The sequence below is a fragment of the Nocardia nepalensis genome (assembly GCF_048910785.1).
In the GTDB taxonomy this organism is placed as follows: domain Bacteria; phylum Actinomycetota; class Actinomycetes; order Mycobacteriales; family Mycobacteriaceae; genus Nocardia; species Nocardia nepalensis.
In genome coordinates this window covers 422,127-441,677 of record NZ_JBKBET010000005.1, presented here as the reverse complement: position 1 = coordinate 441,677, position 19,551 = coordinate 422,127, and the positions used below count along the sequence as shown (strand labels likewise).

At 66.3% G+C, this 19,551-nt stretch carries 16 protein-coding genes; 8 read left to right on the top strand and 8 right to left on the bottom strand.

The window, feature by feature from the left end; genetic code table 11:
* Positions 1–54: 54 nt before the first annotated feature.
* From ACHQ4I_RS06375 to ACHQ4I_RS06365, 3 genes are all read right to left on the bottom strand, one after another.
* On the bottom strand, positions 55–222 hold the full coding sequence (locus ACHQ4I_RS06375) for a DUF2613 domain-containing protein (RefSeq protein ID WP_420770716.1): 168 nt from the start codon (positions 220–222) through the stop codon (positions 55–57).
* 114 nt (positions 223–336) lie between these two features.
* Entirely contained in the window at positions 337–1,431 is a 1,095-nt protein-coding gene (locus ACHQ4I_RS06370; protein ID WP_420770715.1) for an isochorismate synthase, read from the bottom strand.
* A 57-nt stretch (positions 1,432–1,488) separates the two neighbouring features.
* Positions 1,489–1,968 (bottom strand): universal stress protein, encoded by a 480-nt coding sequence (locus ACHQ4I_RS06365; RefSeq protein WP_420770714.1) that lies wholly within the window; start codon positions 1,966–1,968, stop codon positions 1,489–1,491.
* Between the two features lie 93 nt (positions 1,969–2,061).
* Here ACHQ4I_RS06365 and ACHQ4I_RS06360 point away from each other — a divergent pair, with 93 nt between their 5' ends.
* The 4 genes from ACHQ4I_RS06360 to ACHQ4I_RS06345 all read left to right on the top strand — a co-directional run bounded on the left by ACHQ4I_RS06360 (position 2,062) and on the right by ACHQ4I_RS06345 (position 7,316).
* A complete protein-coding gene (locus ACHQ4I_RS06360) occupies positions 2,062–3,405 on the top strand; it encodes an ADP-ribosylglycohydrolase family protein (RefSeq protein ID WP_420770713.1) in 1,344 nt (447 codons plus the stop codon).
* Positions 3,406–3,444: 39 nt separating this feature from the next.
* Positions 3,445–4,605: a glycoside hydrolase family 3 N-terminal domain-containing protein gene (locus ACHQ4I_RS06355; protein WP_420770712.1), complete on the top strand. Its 1,161-nt coding sequence runs from the start codon at positions 3,445–3,447 to the stop codon at positions 4,603–4,605.
* 243 nt (positions 4,606–4,848) lie between these two features.
* Positions 4,849–5,448, top strand: a complete 600-nt coding sequence (locus ACHQ4I_RS06350; protein WP_357475766.1) for a TetR/AcrR family transcriptional regulator — start codon at positions 4,849–4,851, stop codon at positions 5,446–5,448.
* 653 nt (positions 5,449–6,101) lie between these two features.
* Positions 6,102–7,316, top strand: coding sequence for a DUF5685 family protein (locus ACHQ4I_RS06345; RefSeq protein ID WP_420770711.1), 1,215 nt, complete (start codon positions 6,102–6,104; stop codon positions 7,314–7,316).
* Between the two features lie 381 nt (positions 7,317–7,697).
* Here the strand turns inward: ACHQ4I_RS06345 and ACHQ4I_RS06340 are convergent, their stop codons facing one another.
* Both ACHQ4I_RS06340 and ACHQ4I_RS06335 read right to left on the bottom strand, forming a co-directional pair.
* Positions 7,698–8,567 carry a MaoC family dehydratase gene (locus ACHQ4I_RS06340; protein WP_420770710.1) on the bottom strand — a complete coding sequence of 290 codons (870 nt, stop codon included), beginning with the start codon at positions 8,565–8,567 and terminating at the stop codon, positions 7,698–7,700.
* Positions 8,564–9,952 (bottom strand): 3-oxoacyl-ACP reductase, encoded by a 1,389-nt coding sequence (locus ACHQ4I_RS06335; RefSeq protein ID WP_420770837.1) that lies wholly within the window; start codon positions 9,950–9,952, stop codon positions 8,564–8,566. The genes ACHQ4I_RS06340 and ACHQ4I_RS06335 overlap by 4 nt, the downstream gene beginning before the upstream one ends.
* A gap of 299 nt (positions 9,953–10,251) precedes the next feature.
* Between ACHQ4I_RS06335 and ACHQ4I_RS06330 the strand changes: the two genes are divergently transcribed.
* Positions 10,252–11,568, top strand: coding sequence for an acetyl-CoA C-acetyltransferase (locus tag ACHQ4I_RS06330; protein WP_420770709.1), 1,317 nt, complete (start codon positions 10,252–10,254; stop codon positions 11,566–11,568).
* Positions 11,569–11,645: 77 nt separating this feature from the next.
* Here the strand turns inward: ACHQ4I_RS06330 and prcB are convergent, their stop codons facing one another.
* Together prcB and gnd are read right to left on the bottom strand one after the other, a co-directional pair.
* Positions 11,646–12,446, bottom strand: coding sequence for a proteasome subunit beta (gene prcB / locus ACHQ4I_RS06325; RefSeq protein ID WP_420770708.1), 801 nt, complete (start codon positions 12,444–12,446; stop codon positions 11,646–11,648).
* A 76-nt stretch (positions 12,447–12,522) separates the two neighbouring features.
* Positions 12,523–13,554 (bottom strand): phosphogluconate dehydrogenase (NAD(+)-dependent, decarboxylating), encoded by a 1,032-nt coding sequence (gnd, locus tag ACHQ4I_RS06320; RefSeq protein ID WP_420770707.1) that lies wholly within the window; start codon positions 13,552–13,554, stop codon positions 12,523–12,525.
* A 900-nt stretch (positions 13,555–14,454) separates the two neighbouring features.
* Here gnd and ACHQ4I_RS06315 point away from each other — a divergent pair.
* Together ACHQ4I_RS06315 and ACHQ4I_RS06310 are read left to right on the top strand one after the other, a co-directional pair.
* A complete protein-coding gene (locus tag ACHQ4I_RS06315) occupies positions 14,455–16,128 on the top strand; it encodes a VanW family protein (RefSeq protein ID WP_420770706.1) in 1,674 nt (557 codons plus the stop codon).
* Positions 16,129–16,710: 582 nt separating this feature from the next.
* Positions 16,711–16,935, top strand: a complete 225-nt coding sequence (locus ACHQ4I_RS06310) for a hypothetical protein (protein WP_420770705.1) — start codon at positions 16,711–16,713, stop codon at positions 16,933–16,935.
* A gap of 108 nt (positions 16,936–17,043) precedes the next feature.
* Here ACHQ4I_RS06310 and ACHQ4I_RS06305 read toward each other — a convergent pair whose 3' ends face one another.
* A complete protein-coding gene (locus tag ACHQ4I_RS06305) occupies positions 17,044–18,147 on the bottom strand; it encodes a DUF4185 domain-containing protein (RefSeq protein ID WP_420770704.1) in 1,104 nt (367 codons plus the stop codon).
* Between the two features lie 262 nt (positions 18,148–18,409).
* Here ACHQ4I_RS06305 and ACHQ4I_RS06300 point away from each other — a divergent pair, with 262 nt between their 5' ends.
* Complete coding sequence (locus ACHQ4I_RS06300) at positions 18,410–19,531, top strand: GGDEF domain-containing protein (protein ID WP_420770703.1); 1,122 nt, start codon at positions 18,410–18,412, stop codon at positions 19,529–19,531.
* Positions 19,532–19,551 lie beyond the last annotated feature (20 nt).

The window sequence follows — 19,551 nt, the reverse complement described above, 5'->3', positions numbered from 1 at the left end:
CGTCCCGTGCCGGCAGAACCGAGCGAGTCGGTGGGTGGGCTGGAGGTCAGCGGATCAGCGGCTGCCGTACTCAACGTTGTTGAGTAGCGAGGAGCTGGAGTCGGAGCGCTCGATATTCGGCCGCGTGTTCTGCTGCACTGCCATCGTGATGACGAACACCGCGACCGCGCCCAGAACGGCGCCAGCGACCGCACTCGCAACACCAGGGACAGCAAACTTCATCGCGGCACTCCAATACATCGATGCAGGCACATTCTGGGTCAACCTAGCAGGGCCGCGCGCGATCGCCTACGTTCAGGCCACCGATAGCCGAATCGAATGGCCACGCCGCTGAGCTCAGTCGCTCGGAATCGCGCAGTGCAAACTGCCCAGCAACGTCCGCAGCTTCGCGGTGGTCTCGTCCAACTCGGCATGCGGGTCGGACGCCGCGACGATCCCGCCGCCCGCGAAGGCGCGGATCGAGCGACCGTCGGCGGACAATTCCGCACTGCGAATGGCGACCACCCACTCACCGTCGCCGCGCGAATCACACCAGCCGACCGCGCCGCCGTAGAAGCCGCGCTCCTCTTCTATATGCGCGATCGTGTCGAGGGCCAGATCGGTCGGCGTGCCACAGACCGCGGGGGTGGGGTGCAGCCGAATCGCCAGGTCGAGCGCGGTCGTCGCGGGATCGCGCAGACGGCCGGTGATCGGAGTGGCGAGATGCCAGACCTCGTGGGTATTGATCAGCTGCGGGCTGTCCGGGATCGTGAGTTCCGCGCAGACTGGTGCGAGCACCTCACGGATCCAATCGATGACGAAGGCATGCTCATCGCGATTCTTGGTGCTGGCCAACAACTCTCGCGCCTGCGCGGCATCGGCGTCGGGATCGGCCAGGCGCGGCAACGTGCCAGCGAGCGGGTGCAGCGTGACGGTCGTGCCGTGCCGTGCGACCAATACCTCCGGTGTGGCGCCGACCAGCGTCGCACCCGGCCGACCCGCGGCGGTCAGATCGACCGCGAACACATTCGCATGTGGATGCCTGGTCAGCAGATGACCCGCGACCAGCTCTGGATCCAGTGCGCTATCGGCCTCGGCCAGTATGGATCTGGCGGCGACGACCTTGCGCAGCGGCTGCACCGGATCGTTCAACTGCTCGACCAATTTCGTCACCCGCGCGACATGCTCTGCCGCACTGGGTATTTCGGTGATCACCCGAACGGCGGGCAACTCGGGCAGCGCCGCGGGCCGCCACCGCCCGACGGTGCGTTGCGCCTGCTCGGGCACGCTCAGCGCGGCCGGATTCCGCGGATCGAACGGCAATGCCCCGACGATCAGCTCCGCGGACCCGTCCCGCAGCGCCGCCATCGCCCGCGCCGCCTCGTCGAAGGCGACCAGGGTCCCCGACGCGCGGAACACCCCACCGGGCTGAGCGAGCAAGAAACCGTTCATGATCCCTCGACCCTAACCCCGCAAACCCGGAGCGGAGCTACCCGAGCGACCCAAATCTCAGCGGCGCGGTTCCTTACCGGGCGGCACCATGAGCACCGGACGGTGGCAATGCTTGAGCACGGCGTCGGCGACGCTGCTGTGCATCAGGGCGCGAATGCCGGTGGCGCCCCGGGTGCCCGCCACGATGATGTCGACGTCCAGGTCGTCGGCGGTTTCGACGATGGCGTTCCAGATCGTGGAAGTGCATTCGGCGGTGCGCGCCTCGGCATTGAGTCCGGCGAGTTTAGCGAGGCGCACGCCCTCGGTGTTGATATGGCGCGCGTCGACGTAGGCGATGTCCTCGATCTCCTCGTCGGGGACCCACTCCGGCTGCATCACACCGGAGAGTCCGGACAGCCGAGCGGCTTGGCGCACCATCGGTTCCCACGCGGTGAGCACCACGGCTCTATTCGCCGACAGGAACCGGCCTGCGTATTCGATGGCCCGCTTGGCATTCTCGGAACCGTCATAGGCGATGAGCATTAGATCGCACGGCACGATGACCTCCTGATGGGAGTCACATGGCTACGCCACAAGATTACTCCGGACAAGCATGCCCCGAGGGTCGGCGCGCGCGGATAATCTGCGCATATGTCCAATGCGAACGAACTGGTGTTCTTCGGCAGGCACGAGATCGATCCGCGGACGCTGCTGTATTACGAATGGCGGCAACGGCTCGAATCGGGCCATCTGGTGACCGAGTTCGAGCCCGAAGTGCGCGCCCTCGCCACCGCGGATCACGCCGACCCCGCCGCGTGCTGGGCATTATTCGACCGGCTCGAAAGCGCCGAGCGCGACCCCGACTGGAGCTATGACGAGTCCGACGCAACCGAACCGACTGCGCCGCAAGCATTCGAATCGGTGCCCTCGGATTTATCCGAAACCGAACTATTCGAGCGGATTCACGGTGGTTGGCTGGGTCGATGCGCGGGCTGCACGCTCGGTAAGCCGCTGGAGAATGGCTTCGTCTGGACGCCCGCGCGAATCCGCGCCTATCTCGAACGCGCCCGCGCCTATCCGCTGACCGACTTTGTGCCCGCATTATTACCGTCGTCGGCGGAGTATCCGCTGAATCCGAGTTGGCCGGAATCGGTGAAAGATCGCATCGACGGCGCTCCGCGCGATGACGATATCGACTACACCGTGCTCGGTCTGCATCTATTGGAAACGTGCGGAACGAATTTCACCCGATCCGATGTCGCGGACGCGTGGCTCGGGCATCTGCCGTTCCTGCAGACCTATACCGCGGAGCGGGTCGCCTACCGCAATCTCATCGACGGCTCGACCCTGCCGCAGGTGGCTCGATACCGAAATCCATACCGCGAGTGGATCGGTGCGATGATCCGCGCCGATATCTTCGGCTATATCAATCCCGGTAACCCGGCCCGCGCCGCCGAACTCGCTGCCCGCGACGCCGGTCTCTCGCATACGGGCAATGGTGTGTACGCGGCGATGTGGGCGGCCGCGCTGGTCGCCGCCGCCTTCACCGCCGACGACATGGCGTCGGCGCTATCCATTGCCCAGCAATGCCTTCCGGAAGGTTCGAGGTTGCACGCCGCGGTCGCCGAGGTGATCGCCGACCACGAGACCGGCATGCCATGGGAGCAGGCCGTCGACGCCATCCACCGCCGCCACGACCATTACAACTGGGTGCACGCCATTCCGAACGCCTGCCTCGTCACCGCCGGTCTACTCTGGGGCGCAGGCGATTTCACGCGCACCATCGGACTCACCGTGCAAGGCGGTTGCGATACCGACTCGAATGGGGCCACCGCGGGTTCGGTCGCCGGAGTCCTCGTCGGCGGCGTCGGAATCCCGGCCCACTGGACCGACCCATTCCACGACCGGCTGCACAGTGCGGTGTTCGGCTACGACGGCAGCCGAATTTCCGACCTGGCCCGCCGGACTCGACGACTGGCCGCTAGCAGTACCTGACTCGGACCCACTCGAGCGCGCCGATTACCGTGGGCACTCATGCGGAAGACGCCTCTCGTCCTGCTCGCAATCCTCGCCGCCGTCGCGACCGGCTGCTCCGCCGGCGACTCCGGCCCCGCGCCGTCGCGTTCCGCAACTCCCGGCGCCACGACCGGTTCCGCCGCACCCGCCGCCACCACGGGCAAGCGCGACTGCGATGCGGACTATCTCGCGAAACTCACCCTGCGCGAGAAGCTGGGCCAGCTGCTGACGGTCGGTGTCAGCGGCGCCGCCGATGCCACGAACGTGGTGCGTACCTCGCAGGTCGGCGGGATTTTCGTGGGCAGTTGGACCGATAGGTCGCTGCTGGCCAATGGCCTGATCGACCAGGTCAAGGCCGCGGCCAAGGTGCCACTGATGGTGACCATCGACGAAGAGGGCGGCCGGGTCTCCCGGGCCAAGGACCTGATCGGCCCGGCTCCATCGGCCCGGGTCACCGCCCAGACCATGACTCCCGAGGAGTTCCACGACGCCACCGTGACTCGCGGGCGCAAGCTGAAGGATCTGGGCGTGACGGTGGACTTCGCCCCGGACGTCGACGTGAGCAGCCAGCCCGACGACTCCGTGATCGGCGACCGGTCCTTCTCCGACGACCCCGATGTGGTCGCCGAATACGCCGCCGCCTACATCCGCGCCATGAACGAGGTCGGCGTCGGCACGGTCATAAAGCACTTTCCCGGCCACGGCTCCGGATCGGGCGATTCGCATACCGGCGCCGTGCGCACCCCGCCGCTGTCGCAGTTGCAGAATGTCGACCTCGTGCCGTTCCGGCAGCTGACCGACTCCGGCGCGGCCGTCATGGTCGGTCATCTCGACGTCCCCGGCCTGACCACCCCCGACGTCCCCGCCAGCATCAGCCCGCAGGCCATGGCGCTGCTGCGCGACGGCACCGGCTACGGCGCGGCACCGTTCCAGGGCCCCATCTTCACCGACGACCTCGGCGGCATGGCCGCCATCACCAGCCGGATGAGCATCGAGGACGCGGTCGAGGCCGCGCTGATCGCCGGTGCCGACAACGCGCTCTGGATCACCACCGACGCGGTGCCACAGGTGCTGGACCGCCTGGAGCAGGCGGTGTCGAGTGGACGCCTGAGCGCGGCCCGGGTCGACGCATCGGTGCTACGGATGGCCCGGTACAAGGGCGCGCTGCAGTCCTGCTGAGCGGACCTTTCCGAGCGGCCCTTCAGCGGCGTCGTCGTATGTTGTACAGCCGCCCTGTCTGCGGAGCGCCGTAGTATCGCTCTGCTGGACGCTTGAACAGCTGCGCCAGCAAATCCAAGGACATCGCGGTCCGAAGGAAATCGAGCTCAGCGCCGATAGCGCGTGATGTCACGAATGCGCAATCCGACCCGCCGAACTTACCTTGGAGTAATATAAGAGTTTCACCATGCGGTAGGAGAGTGAATGGCGGGCGGGACGAAGCGACTTCCTCGGGCGGTTCGTGAGCAGCAGATGCTCGACGCCGCAGTCGAGGTGTTCTCGCGTAAAGGGTTCCACGACACGTCTATGGACGCGATCGCCGCCGAGGCGAAGATCTCCAAGCCGATGTTGTACCTCTACTACGGCTCCAAGGATGAACTCTTCCGCGCCTGCATCCAGCGAGAGGGACTGCGCTTCATCGAATCGGTGGCACCGGCGGGCAACCCGCAGCTGTCCCCCCATGAGCAGGTCCGCACGGCCCTCGAGGGTTTCCTCGGCTTCGTCGACCGCAACCGCAACTCCTGGCAGGTGCTCTATCGCCAGGCGATCGGCCAGCAAGCCTTCGCCTCGGAAATCGAGAACGCCCGCGAACGAGTCATCGAACTGACCGCCAAACTCCTCGAATCCAGCGCCAAACACGCCGAACCCGGCACCAACTTCGACGTAGTCGCCGTAGCCGTCATCGGCGCGGGCGAAGCCATCGCCGACCGAGTGGCCAGCGGCCGCATCGAAGTAGCCGAGGCAGTAGACCTCCTGGACGACCTGGCCTGGCGCGGTCTGGCGGGTCGCAAGAAGGCCGAGTAGTTCCTGGCTCCGAGCAGGTCACGTGGGCGAAACGGGATCTAGCGGACCATAAGCCGGTGGGCTGGTGCCGCGTCCAGATAGCTCACAGCGCTACCCGCTCCAACAGCTCCCCGAGCGCAGTGACAACGCGGTTGAATGCACCCCTCACCCACAACCGCCACTCACCCCCCTTCCAAACGCTCGAGAACGCAACCACAGCCAGTCGACCGAGCTGGAAGCCGTCCGCCTGCCTACGCGACTGCGGGAGGTAAGTCGGGTACGGCACACGACGCGCCCAGCACTGCAACGGCAAAACCACGGAACGCCAAACCATCCGGGTCGAGCACCCTCTGGAAGTCGGTGCAGAACAACAGGACCCACCGCAGCCCACCCAACCCGAACGCCACCACCCCCCTCAATTGGACACGTGATCACGTGGAATCTATGGCGGCATCGCCCGAGAACCCCCCGCCACCAGTGCCACCTGATCTTGATCCCTGGACGACGCACCCCGCATAGGGGCAGTAGGTATGAGGGTATGAGGTCTATGCACAGGCTGCGCGCATGGGTGGGCGGCGGCCCGGCTTGCGGCGATGTTGATGGGCTGCGAGAGTGCGGGAGATCAAGAGAGTGGACCGGCGCAGTGGTCGGGGAACGGGGCGGATTTGTTCGGGATGTTGCGGCCGTGTGCGCATGGTGCCGAGAAGTACGGGATCGATGCGGCCGAGTGGCGTACTCATATGTGTGGGCTGTGTCTGGGGTTGCGGGATGGGCACGGGCAGTTGGCGCGGGCGGCGACCAATACCGATGCGATAGTGCTGAGTGTGCTGACCGAGGCACAGATGTCCGGTCCGATGGGGCGGACCACCGCCGGCCCGTGCGCGCTGCGCGGAATGCGTCGGGCCGAGGTGGCGACCGCGGATTCGCCGGGCGTACTGCTGGCTTCCACCGCGTCACTCTTATTGGGATCGGCCAAGATTCGCGATCACGTCGACGACGGTGACAGCTCCGTACTCACCCGCCGTCCGATGACGAAGGTATCCAGCCGCTGGGCAGACCGAGCGCGATCGCAGGCATCTCTGATCGGCCTCGATGTGGAACCGCTTGTCGCCGCGATCAATGCGCAGTCGCAACTGGAAGCTCTCGCTTCGGCCGGTGTTGAACGCAATGGTGCGGCGAACGCTTTGCCACGGAGTATGCGCGAAACGACGGAAAATGCGTCTCGCACAATCTCTCTCGACGATCTGACCGCACCTACGCAGATTTGTGCGTCGGAATTCTTCGCTCACACAGCGGTTCTGGCCGACCGCCCGGATAACGTCGCCGCTTTGCGCGAGGCGGGTAGGCATTTCGGCCGCATCGCCCACCTCGCCGACGCCGTCGAGGACTTCGACGAAGACCGGACCCGCGGCCGTTTCAACCCACTCGCGGCCACCGGAACCACCATGCCCGAGGCCTACGAACTGCTGCGGCAGTCGGATTCGCACCTCCGTACAGCAGTCACGCAGACCGGACTCGACCAAGTCCCCACCATCCGCTGGATGCTGCTCGACCCACTGCACGCCCTAGTGCGCAGAGTCGGCCGCGGCATCGGCGCAACCGCCCACGCCTGCAGCACATCCCGGCACTCCGCGACCATGCAGTACCCCATGCCGCCGAATACCGGATTCGAGAAGCCGCCAAGCCGCCCGGGAATCGGCGAGGCGCTCGCCTTGGTCCTCGGTGTCTACTGCACCGGCTACGCCTGCTGCGCCGACCACACCAACCCATGCAACGGCAAGCGCAAGGACGCCTGGATCAAGGACTGCGACTGCGACTGCGGCTGCGGCGATTGCTGCGACTGCTGTGACTGCGGCTGCGACGGATGCGACTGCTGCTGCGACTGCTGACCCGACCGCCGGTCAGCCTCGCTGCTTCGCCGATGCCGCGCCCGTTCTGTCGTGCCGCGCACTGATTGCCCGGCCATTCCGTGTGCGTGAAGTGAATTCTTGGGCGGCATGACCCGCAACCGATCGGCGCTCGCCTTCGTCGATGGCGTGTCCGTTCTATCGCGGCGCGCACTGATTGCCCGGCTATTTCGTGTGTGCGTGAAGTGAATTCTTGCGCGGCGCGACCCGTACCGATCGGCGCTTGCCGAATGGCGCGCCCGTTTTGTTGCGGTGCGCGCTGGTTGGCCCGGCGATTCCATGCGCGGGAGGCGAACTCGTGCGGCGGCAGCCCGGAAACGCCGAAGCCGCACCCCGGACCCGGGGTGCGGCTTCGGCGTCGGCTCAGCGCAGGGTGGCCGTGAGGTGCGGGTAGCCCTTCTTCGGGTGCAGCAACGCCAGATCCCAACCGCCGTCGACCTGGTCGGCGTACACATTCACCGTGGACGGCAGCAGGATCGGCTTGCCGAACTTGACCGCATACGTGGTCTGGTCGGGAATCCGGCCCTCGATATTCGCGAGGATATTCGCGGCCGACCACATGCCGTGGGCGATCGCCTTCGGGAAGCCGAATGCCTTGGCGCCCAATGCCGAGGTGTGGATCGGGTTGTGGTCACCGGAGGCGGCGGCATATCGGGTGATCATCTTCTGATCCACCCGAGTGGTCCGCATCGGCGGCGGCGGAACCTCTTCCGGCTTCGGCTCGGGCTTGGGTTCACCCGAGAGTGAGGTGCGCTGCTGGTGCAGGAAGGTGGTGACCTGACGCCACACCTGTTCCCGGCCGACACTCACCTCGGTGATCGCGTCCACGAGCAGCCCCTTCGGGTGCTCGCGCAGGTTCTCGATATGGGTTTCGAAGTCCAGCGGCTCGCTCACCGAGATCGCGCGGCTGCGCTCGATCAGGTTCTGCGCGTGCACCGCACCCACCGCGACGAACGGAAAGTCGCGTGCCACAACGAGTTGCATCGCCAGCGGGAAGCTGAGGATGAACGGATAGGTCAGCGGCAACGAATCACCGAACCGCAGCCCGGTCGCCCGGCAGTACGCGGCCAGGTGATCCGGATCCACGCGCACGCCGTCCAGCCGCACGACGCGGTCGGGCACCGTCGACTTGCGCGCCGAGATCGGTGGCACCGGCACCGCACCGAGCGCGGCCTTCACGAAAAGGCTGCTGTTCTTGGGAGGTTCGGTGAGCGTGATCATCTCGGACATCATGCTCCGATCAGGCTCTGCCCGCAGACCCGAACCACATTGCCGCTCACCGCATTCGACGCCGGGCTGGCGAAGTAGGCGATGGTCTCGGCGACGTCGACGGTCTGGCCGCCCTGCAGCAGCGAGCTCATCAGGCGACCGGCCTCACGGGTGGCCAGCGGGATGGCCGCGGTCATGGCGGTTTCGATGAAACCGGGCGCGACGGCGTTGATGGTGATGCCCTTCTCGGCCAGCTTCGGCGCCTCGGCATCGACCATGCCGATGACACCGGCCTTGGAGGCGCCGTAGTTGGTCTGGCCGCGGTTGCCCGCGATACCCGCGATGGAGGACACGTCGATAACCCGACCGCCCTCCTTCAGCGCGCCACGCGCCACCAGCCCCTCGGTAATGCGGTGCGGTGCGGCGAGATTCACGTTGATGACCGACTTCCAGCGGCCCTCGTCCATATTGGCGAGCAGCTTGTCGCGGGTGATGCCGGCGTTGTGCACGACGATATCGATGCCGCCGAAGCGCTCGGTGGCGAATTCCGCCAGCTTCTCGGCGGCGTCGGGCGCGGTCACGTCGAGCGCGAGCGCGGTGCCGCCTACCTTGTTAGCGGTGGCCGAGAGGGCCTCACCGGCGGCCGGGATATCGGCGACGATCACGGTCGCGCCGTCGCGGGCGAACACCTCGGCGATGGTCGCGCCGATGCCGCGCGCGGCGCCGGTGACCACGGCGACCTTGCCGTCGAGCGGCTTGTCCCAGGCGGCCGGGGCGATCGCGTCGGCCTTGCCGACCCGGATGACCTGACCGTCGACGAAGGCCGACTTGGCCGAAAGCAGGAAGCGCAGCGTGGATTCCAGACCGGACGCGGTCGCGGAGGCCTCCGGGTGCAGGTACACCAGCTGGGCGGTGGCGCCGCGCAGCAGCTCCTTGGCCACCGAGCGGGTGAAGCCCTCGAGCGCGCGCTGGGCGATCTGCTCGTCCACGCTGGCGGTCAGCTCGGGGGTGGTGCCGATCACGACGATGCGCCCGGACCCGGCGACGCTGCGCATGGCGGGCTGGAAGAACTCGAACAGCTGCGACAGGTCCTCGACCGATCCGATGCCGGTCGCGTCGAATACCAGCGCGCCGTACTTCTGCCCGGACGCGGGCGCGTCGGCGAAGGTGTAGTCCGAAAGCAGGGTACGCACCGGTTCGGCGACCCGACCCTTGCCGCCGAGCAGCACCGGACCGGGCAGCGGCGGCTCACCGGCCCGGTAGCGGCGCAGGTTCTCCGGCTGCGGCAACCCGAGCTTGCTCGCCAGGAATTGACCGGGAGCGGAGTGTACGAACGATCCGTAGAGATTGGGAGCACCCTTGCTCTTGCTGGCTGCCACTGTTTCTCCCTTTTCTGTCTCGTGTGTCATGGTTTCGGCTCGCCGGTGGCTGCGCTGCCGAATGGTCTGATCGCTCATGACTGCACCTCGCTGGCGCTCGGCTCCGTCATGACCGATCAGATCGGCTGTATTTAATTGTTCACTGGCTGACGCTTCGCTCACGTACATGCCCCGGGGCGAATTCACGCACACTTCCGGGGTACGGTGTCGACAATTAACTTACTCCAGAGTAAGTTTAAAGTAAACCAACCGCGACGGGGTGCCGATCCGCGCGCAGACTTCCGCGCCGAACGGCCCACCGGGCACCCGACGAGACCTTGGAGACTCGAGTGACAACCAAAGCCCGTTCAGCGAAGAGCACGGCAAAGAAGGGCCCGCGCCCGGTTGCGATCGTGGGCGGCAACCGGATTCCGTTCGCCCGCTCCGACAAGGCCTACGCCCACGCCTCCAACCAGGACATGTTCACCGCCGCGCTGGACGGTCTGGTGAGCCGGTTCGGCCTGCAGGGCGAGCGCCTCGGCATGGTCGTCGGCGGCGCTGTGCTCAAGCGCGTCGGCGAGCACGGCATGATCCGCGAGAGCGTGCTCGGCAGCAAGCTCAGCCCCTACACCCCGGCCCACGACCTCCAATTGGCCTGCGGCACCGGCCTGCAGGCGATCGTCACCGTCGGTGACGCGATCGCCGCCGGACGCATTGATGCCGGTGTCGGCGGCGGCACCGACACCACCTCCGATGCCCCGATCGGCGTCAGCGAAGGCATGCGCGAGTGGATGCTCGACGCGAACCGCGCCAAGACCACCAAGGACCGCCTCAAGCTGGTCGGCCAGCTGCGCCCGGGCATGCTCGGCATCGAAATCCCGCGCAACGCCGAACCGCGCACCGGTCTGTCCATGGGTGAGCACGCCGCCATCACCGCCAAGGAATTCGGCGTCGCGCGCGAGGCCCAGGACGAACTTGCCTACCTGTCGCACAAGAATATGGCCGCCGCCTACGACCGCGGCTTCTTCGACGACCTGGTCACCCCGTTCCTCGGCCTGACCCGCGACGACAACCTGCGTCCCGGCTCGACCATCGAGAAGCTGGCCACCCTGAAGCCGGTCTTCGGCACCAAGCTGGGCGACGCGACCATGACCGCGGGTAACTCCACCCCGCTCACCGACGGCGCCTCCGCGGTGCTGCTGTCCAGCGACGAATGGGCCACCGAGCGCAACCTGCCGGTGCTCGCGCACCTCGTCGACTCCGAGGTCGCCGCGGTCGATTACATCCACGGCCCCGACGGCCTGCTGATGGCGCCGACCTACGCGGTGCCGCGCATGCTGGCCCGAAACGGCCTGACCCTGCAGGACTTCGACTACTACGAGATCCACGAGGCCTTCGCCTCGGTGGTGCTGGCCACCCTGCAGGCGTGGGAGTCGGATCAGTACTGCAAGGAGCGCCTCGGCCTGGACGGCGCGCTCGGTTCGATCGATCGCAGCAAGCTCAACGTCAACGGTTCCTCGCTCGCCGCGGGCCACCCGTTCGCCGCGACCGGCGGCCGCATTGTCGCCTCGACGGCGAAGATGTTGGCGGAGAAGGGATCCGGCCGCGCGCTGATCTCCATCTGCGCCGCCGGCGGCCAGGGCGTCGTCGCGATCCTGGAGCGCTGAGCGCGAGAATAACTGACAGCGGGTGGTATTCGGTCCTTCCCCCGACCGAATACCACCCGCTGGGCTTTCAGTGAAAATCAAGCGCGCGCCATTGTGGCACGATCCTCGACCAGTCCGCGGGTGATCTCGGCGAGTCGATCCGTGGGAATCTCCACGGCGCCTTCGGAATTGATGACGACCACGGTCGGGTAGATGCCCCTGGTGAGATCCGGTCCGCCGGTGGCGGTGTCGTCCTCGGCGGCGTCGAAGAGCGATTCGACGGTGATCCGCAGCGCCCGTTGTTCGTCGATACCGCGGCTGTAGGTCTTCTTCAGCGATGACTTCGCGAACAGTGAACCGGAACCGACCGCGGTATAGCCGAAACGCTCCTCACTGCGGCCGCCGACGACATCGTAGGAGAAGATCCGCCCGACCTTTTCCGGATCGGTGGCGCTCAGGTCGTAGCCGACCAGCACCGGGACCACCGCCATATCCTGCAGTGCGGCAGGCAGATTGTCGCGCACCATCTTCGAGAGCTTGTTCGCCTTGCCCTCGAACGTCAGCCCGACACCCTCGATCTTCTCGTAGTGTTCGAGCTCGACCGCGAACAATCGGATCATCTCGATGGCCATGCCCACCGTGCCCGCGAAACCCGCCGCGGAATAGGTGTCGGTGATGAACACCTTCTCCATATCCCGGCTGGCCAGCAGATTTCCCATGGTGCCGCGCCGGTCGCCGGCGAGCAGTACACCGCCGCGGTAGGCCACGGCGACGATCGTGGTGCCGTGCGGCGCGATGTCCCGTCCGTTCACCGTGGCAGCGCCGAAATGGCTGCTCGGCAGCAGTTCCGGGGCGTATCGGCGCAGATTCTCGGAGAAGGAAGACGTCGCGTACTCCATATCTCCCACCGTAACTCCGGTGCGCCGCGTCAGCGCACCAAACTCCCACGGGCGGAGGCGAATCGGACAGGTAGTCCTACTCCGACGGCAACTCTTCGTGGCCGCCGAAGGCCTTGCGCATGGCGGAGAGCATCTTGTCGGCGTAGAGCGCCTCGCCGCGCGAGGAGAACCGCGCGAAAAGCGCGGCCGAGAGCACCGGCGCTGGGACGCCGGTATCGATCGCCGCGTCGAGGGTCCAGCGGCCCTCGCCGGAGTCCGATACCCGGCCGTCGAACGACGCCAACGTCGGATCGGCGAATAGCTCGCTCGCGGTCAGGTCCAGCAACCACGAGGCGACCACGGAACCGCGCCGCCACACCTCGGTGACCTCGGGCACATCGATGTCGTACCGGTACCACTCCGGATGCTCGAGCGGGGTCTCCTCGGCCGAGGCCACGGCGTCGTGATTCGCGCCGATATTCGCCTTGTGCAGGATGTTCAGACCTTCGGCGTAGGCGGCCATCGCGCCGTATTCGATGCCGTTGTGCACCATCTTCACGAAATGGCCGGCACCGGCGGGACCGCAATGCAGGTAGCCCTGTTCGGCGGGCGATGGCTCGCCGGTGCGGCCCGGTGTCCGCTCGGCCGCGTCGACCCCGGGCGCGATGGACCTCAGCAGCGGATCCAGATGCGCGACCGGCTCGGCCTCGCCGCCGATCATCAGGCAGAACCCGCGGGCAAGTCCGAAAACACCTCCCGAGGTGCCGATATCCACGTAGTGAAGGCCCTTGGGTCCCAGCGCGGCGGCGCGGGCGATGTCGTCGTGGTAGCGGCTGTTGCCGCCGTCGATGATGATGTCGCCGGGTTCGAGCAGCTCGGCCACCTGGTCGATCACCTGACCGGTCACCGCCGCCGGGATCATCACCCAGACCACCCGAGGAGTCTGCAGCCTGGATACGAAGTCCTTCAGGTCGGTGCAGCCCTGGAAACTGTCGCCGCCCAGTTCCGCGGCGAGTGCGTCGATGGTCTCGGGCCTGCGTTCATAGCCGACGGCGGTGTGCCCGTCCTTGACGATCCGGCGCACTATGTTGCCGCCCATCCGGCCTAGGCCGATCATTCCCAGCTGCATTCCATCCATCTCCCTTACTGCGTGCGGGCCCTGGTGGCGAGGCTTCTGCTCGATTGTCTCGCGCAGATGTAACGCGCGGTGCGCGCCACCGATAAACGGGTTGGCTCCGCGTAGTTGCCAGACCCCCGACCCGGCAACTACGCGGGGCCCTTCCATGTGTGGCGCGGTCCGTTGCACGGGATTTGCTGTCGGACCGTGCTCAGCTGACGATGTCGGTGCAGACCACTATCGTTGGCGGAGACTCGCACCGTGCGAGCTCCTTACAACCGAGCGGGAGGACGGTTTGTGACGAGCGAATCGAGCACCGGACGACGCGGCCGACATGAGAACGGCGAGGTCGGACTGAGACAGCTCCTCGACTCGACCCGATCATCGAACCCCCAGCAGCCCCCGGCGCCCCGCACTGTTCCGCAACAGGCGTCGAGCCCGCAGGACAGCTTGTCTCAGACAGCAGCGCCGGATCAGACGACAGCGCAGCATCAGCCCCCGCTTCCGCGCACAATTCCGCAGCGGACGGCGGGTTCGTATCAGGCGGCTGGCTCGCATCAGGCGGCTGGCTCGGATCAGGCGGCTGGCTCGCATCAGGCGGCTGGCTCGGATCAGGCGGCTGGCTCGGATCAAGCGGCAGCGCGCCATCAGTCCCCGCCGCAGCATGCGTCGACGGCCTCATATCAGCCTGAGCCCCAGTTCCCCCAGCACCAGCAAGCGCAGCATCAGACTGCGTCGCACCAACCAGTGGGATATCCGTCATCGGGGTGGGGCGGTGATTCAGCGCAGACAGCGCCGCTGCGTAGGCCCCGGCGTCCGAAGGCGGAACCGCCTGAGGGATCCGAGCCGGCGGCGTCTGGTCAACGTTGGCAGCGCCGTCGCAGACCCGAGGAGTCGCCGAGACCTAGCGGGTTGAAATCGCCCCTCGTCAAACGCATCGGCATCGCGGTGGGTGCGTTGGTCGCGGTGGCCGGGCTGGCTTACGTTGCGGACCTTGTGTTTTCGTCGGGGCATGTGCCGCGCGGCGTCGTCGTCGCCGGTATCGATATCGGCGGCAAGGACACCGCGGCGGCGGATGCGCAACTGCGCGCCGCGCTCGACCCGCGCGCCGAGCAGGAGCTCCCGCTGCAGATCGGTGACGTGCAGACCAGGCTGACACCCAAAAACGCTGGCCTGGCGGTGGATTGGGATACCACCTGGGCCCGCATCGGCGCTCAGCCGCACAATCCGATCACCCGATTGACCTCGCTGTTCACCACGCACACCGTGTCCCTCGCCAGCGCCGTCGACGACAACGCGCTGGATGCCCAGCTCACCGCGCTGCGCGTGCACGACCGCGCGACGGTCGAGGGCACCATCGCCTTCGACGGCGCTCGTCCGGTCGCCGTGCCGCCGGTGCCAGGCCGCATCCTCGATGTCCCCGCCGCGCGCACCGCACTCATCGACAACTGGTATCGCGGTGCGCTGCTCGATCTTCCGGAGACCGCGGCGCCCATCGCCGTGCGCACCGAGGCGGTCCAGCAGGCCCTGCACGACGTCGCGGAACCGGCGGTGCGCGCACCGATCGTCTTCGCGGGCAAGGACAATGCGACCGGCCGGCTGGAACCGGAGCAGATCGCGTCCGTGCTGTCCTTCGCCCCCGACGGTCAGGGCGGTCTCGCCGCCTCCTTCAAACAGGATGTCGCGCTCGGCGTGCTCGGCCCGCAGCTCGCACCGTCCGAAGTCGAGGCCAAGGACGCCACCTTCGCCCTGATCGGGACAACTCCCAAGGTGGTTCCCGCCGTCGTCGGCGACAAGATCAATTGGGCGAAGACCTTGGAGCAGTTGCCGAATCTGATCGTGGCTCCGCAGGAACGCACCGCGCAGGCCATCTACGAGAAGGTGGAGCCCAAGCTCACCACCGAGGCCGCCAATGCGCTCGGCGTCACCGAGGTGATGGGCCAATTCACCACCAATGGATTCAGCGGCCCGTCCGGCGTGAATATCGGCGTGGTCGCGCGCAAGGTGAACGGCGCCATCGTCAAACCGGGAGAGATCTTCTCGCTCAACGACTTCACCGGCCCCCGCGGCACCGCCGAGGGCTATGTCGAATCCGGCATCATCGACCACGGCCGCCCGAGCACCGCCGTCGGCGGCGGCATCAGTCAGTTCGCCACCACGCTCTACAACGCCGCCTACTTCGCCGGCATGGAGGACGCGGGACACACCGAACACAGCTACTACATCTCCCGCTACCCCGCGGCCCGCGAGGCCACCGTCTTCGACGGCGTCATCGACCTCAAGTTCCGCAATAACGGCCAATCCGGTGTCTACATCGAGACGGTGACCACCGATTCCGAAGTGACAGTTCGTCTTTGGGGCACCAAGACGGTCAACGTCGAATCCATCACCGGCGAGAAATCCAAGCCCACCGAACCCACCACCATCAAACTCCCCAAGGGCAAGGACTGCATCGCCACCGAAGGCGCCCCGGGCTTCACCATCTCCGACACCCGAGTCATCACCGACCGTAAGACCGGCCGCGAGATCTCCCGCACCACCCGCACCGTCAAATACGACCCGATCCCAGTTGTGAAGTGCGAGTAGCGCATCCGGCGATCCGAGCTGCCGGATAACGGGTGAACGCCCCGGGTAAGTTGCGGGCGAAGGTGGGCTCGATGACGACGGAAATCGCGAACGTGAACTGACCAGGTGTCGCACCATGACATGCGGTCGAGACCGATCGTCCGCTGCGCGTGTGTGTTACGCCGAAATCGCGTGAAAATGATCTCAGCTCAACCGGCGAATAGCTGGGTAATTACCATTAGTGACCGATGCGCATCGGCTTGTGCTCATTCCATTTGGAATGCCGCACAACAGGATCCGACCCAACCTCGGGGCGGATTCGGTGGTGCCGGGCACGTCATACCAGCTATGGCGCGGTGGTGCGACTCGACGGCTATGTGGCCCAGATGTCGCTACGCTGGTTCGGTTTCGGTGACTCGGTCCCGTGGAATCGTGTTCCGGGGATCTCAATTCGAGTGAACCGCAATATTTCGGCAAATCAGATCGATCCGCCCGCAATCTCGGGGGCTTGTCGCCTCTCCGCGCGGTGATGAAACTTCTTTCGGCTGGTAATAATCGGTTACCGGCTGGATATTTCTCCACGGGTTCAAAGGGAAGTTCTAAATGAGCAAAGTGCGCGTGCTCGGTGTCGCCTTCGCGGCGACCGCGGGCATTCTCCTGGTCGGTTCGGGTATGGCATCGGCGGCTGTCGATCAAGGCATCGTCCTGGAGCCGATCGGAACCATCGCCCCCGGCGAGCCGAGCCCGAATGGGACCGGTTCCAGCTCGGCGATCACCGATCTGGTGAAAGCGCTGTCCACCGGCTCGACAGGCACCAAGACGCAGTAATCGGATGCTGGAAGTGCCCCACCTCGAAAGAGGTGGGGCACTTTGCTTTTGCAGATCCCGCGCCGCGTCGCGAACCGATGTGGCCTGAATCCGGTCGGCACCCTCGTCTTACAGCGGCGTTCGCATCAGCAGCACGTTGTACTGGTTGTACACCGACAGCAAGAAGTACAGGTCACCCCCGGTCTGGTAGGGGAAGATCATCGGCGCGTAGGCACTGGGCAGCGTGGGTCCATCGACGAGCACCTGGGGCTCGCTCCACGGACCCTCCGGTGCCGCCGCGGTGCGCAGCACCACCGAATTGCTCGGATCCGTGGTGAGCATGATGAATTTGCCGAGATGTTCATTCCACATCACCGACAGCTCGCCGACGCCCCCGACGATGGGCGCGGCGGCGGTGGCTTCGGGCTTCCACTCCTTGCCGTCCCAATACTCGTAGCGATCGATATCGGCGATATCGGCTTCCCTTGCCCGCGAGACGAATCCGGGATTCTGCCGCCCGGCGGGGGATCCGTAGCGGTAGACGTATCCGGCGTCCTTCAGAAAGGCATTCTGCTGAAAGTTCTGGTGCCCGTCCACATTCGCCCGCCGGGTCGTGGTCAGCGGAGCCCAGGTCTGCCCGCCGTCACCGGAGGCGGCGAGGGTGGAGAAGTTGGTCTGCCACTTGCCGTGTTCACCCCATTCGCGCACCGACATCAGGCTCATGTACTGCACCCCGCCGACCGAAATGCCCCCTGTCGGAATGAGACTGATCTCGACACCCGGAATCTTCGGGCTGGGCAGGGGATTGGTGACGGCGCCGTCGAATGAAATCCCGCGCGAGGGATCCTTGGTGGCGCTGTGGAACAGCACCTGGCTGCTCCACGCCCAGACGCTGCCGACGAGCAGGTTGGGGATGCCAAGACCCGCGCTGTCGCCGAACGCGGTGATCATCCGGCCGTTGCCGTCGTCCCACATGATGCCGAGGTCGGTGCCGAGCACATTGACGTTCTGGGTGCGATTGGGGCTGTCCATACCGGTCATCTGGAAGACCGCCTGGGTCACTCCGGGTAAGCGCGGTAGGCCGCGCGGCTGGCCGTTGATGCCGGGGATGGGGTTGATGCCGGGAATGGGGATCACGAGATTCGGCTCGGCGGCGGCCGGTCCGGCCAGCGCGACCGAGAGGGCGGCGGCGAGGACACCGGCTCTGGTGATTGCGGACAGCGATCGGTTCATCCGGACGATCCCTTCTTACGCGCGGTCTGCCCGGCCATTGTGCCCGGTTTCGGGCCGGGTGTCCGGTGGGTTGGGTGTGGAGCCGGACACGTGATCATCGCTACACTGAAGATCACCAGTCGACGGGGCGCTGGCCTGACATCGCTGGTACGGCATACCGATCGCTCGATGCAACACCCTGTGCGACCACATTCTCGGTCGCGCGAAATGGCACAGCTGTTCAGTACATCCGACAGGTTGTGAACGCTAGGGGGTGGCTCCCATGGGTGACAATCGCGCGATGCTCGGCAGTTGGTGGCGCGAACCGGCGCACTATCGCTGGTTCGTTCGAACGCTCGAATCCCATTCCGGACTCCGCCTCATCAAGGTGATCATCGGTGCGGGCGGTGCGGTGATGTTCGCGATCAACGTTTTGATGTGGATGTCGCCAGCCGGTCCGACCGGCACGGCGGGGCGTGCCGTCTTCGCGGCCGCCGGTGCGACGGCGGCGCTGTGGATGATCCGCTGGTGGATGTTCCCCTGGCCCCGTGCTGTCGCTTCGTTGGCCCTGTTGACCTGGGCGGATATCGCGATTACCGCATCGTCCCTGGTGGACAGCGACCGGGTGTACGGCGCGTTGAACGCGATGCTGCTCGTGGTCACCGGCGCCTACATCATGTTCTTCCACAGCCCGAAGGCACTCGCCGTGCACGGCGGATGGTCGCTGCTCACCGTTGGCGCGCTGGCGGTATTGCTGGTGACCGATGAACCCGGCGGCGATACCGCGCTGGCGGCCGCGATGGTGCTGATCATGGTCGCGGCCATTGCGGTGGTGCTGCCCGCGCTGCAGTTCTGCTTCTGGGTGCTGCGCACCGATGTGCTCTCCGATCCGCTCACGATGCTGCTGAATCGCCGCGGCCTCGACTACTACCTGCACTGCTCCCGGCATCAACCCCAACTGAGCGTGATCGCCCTCGATCTGGACTGCTTCAAGGCGGTCAACGACACCTTCGGCCACACCATCGGTGACGAGGTACTGGTCTCGACGGCCGAACGTCTGCGCGCGGCAGCCTATCCCGCCGTGGTCGCGCGCACCGGCGGGGAGGAGTTCGCGGTGGTCGATCAGTTGGATCGCGCGGCCGCCCTCACACTGGGCGAGCGGTTGTGTCGTGCCGTCGCGGAGACGTCCGGGATACCCGTCACCGTGACGGCCAGTGTCGGCGTCGCGGTCTGCGACGGCGGCGTAGATGCCGCGCGGCCGCAGTTGCTGCTGCAGTGCGCCGATACCGCGATGTATCAGGCGAAGCGGCTGGGCGGCAATACCGTTGTGCTGGCGGTGGATCCGGAACCGACGCCGGTCCGCATCGCCGAACCCGCACGAGAAGCGTTGCCCCGCATCAAATGACAACAGCGGCCCCGGAGAAC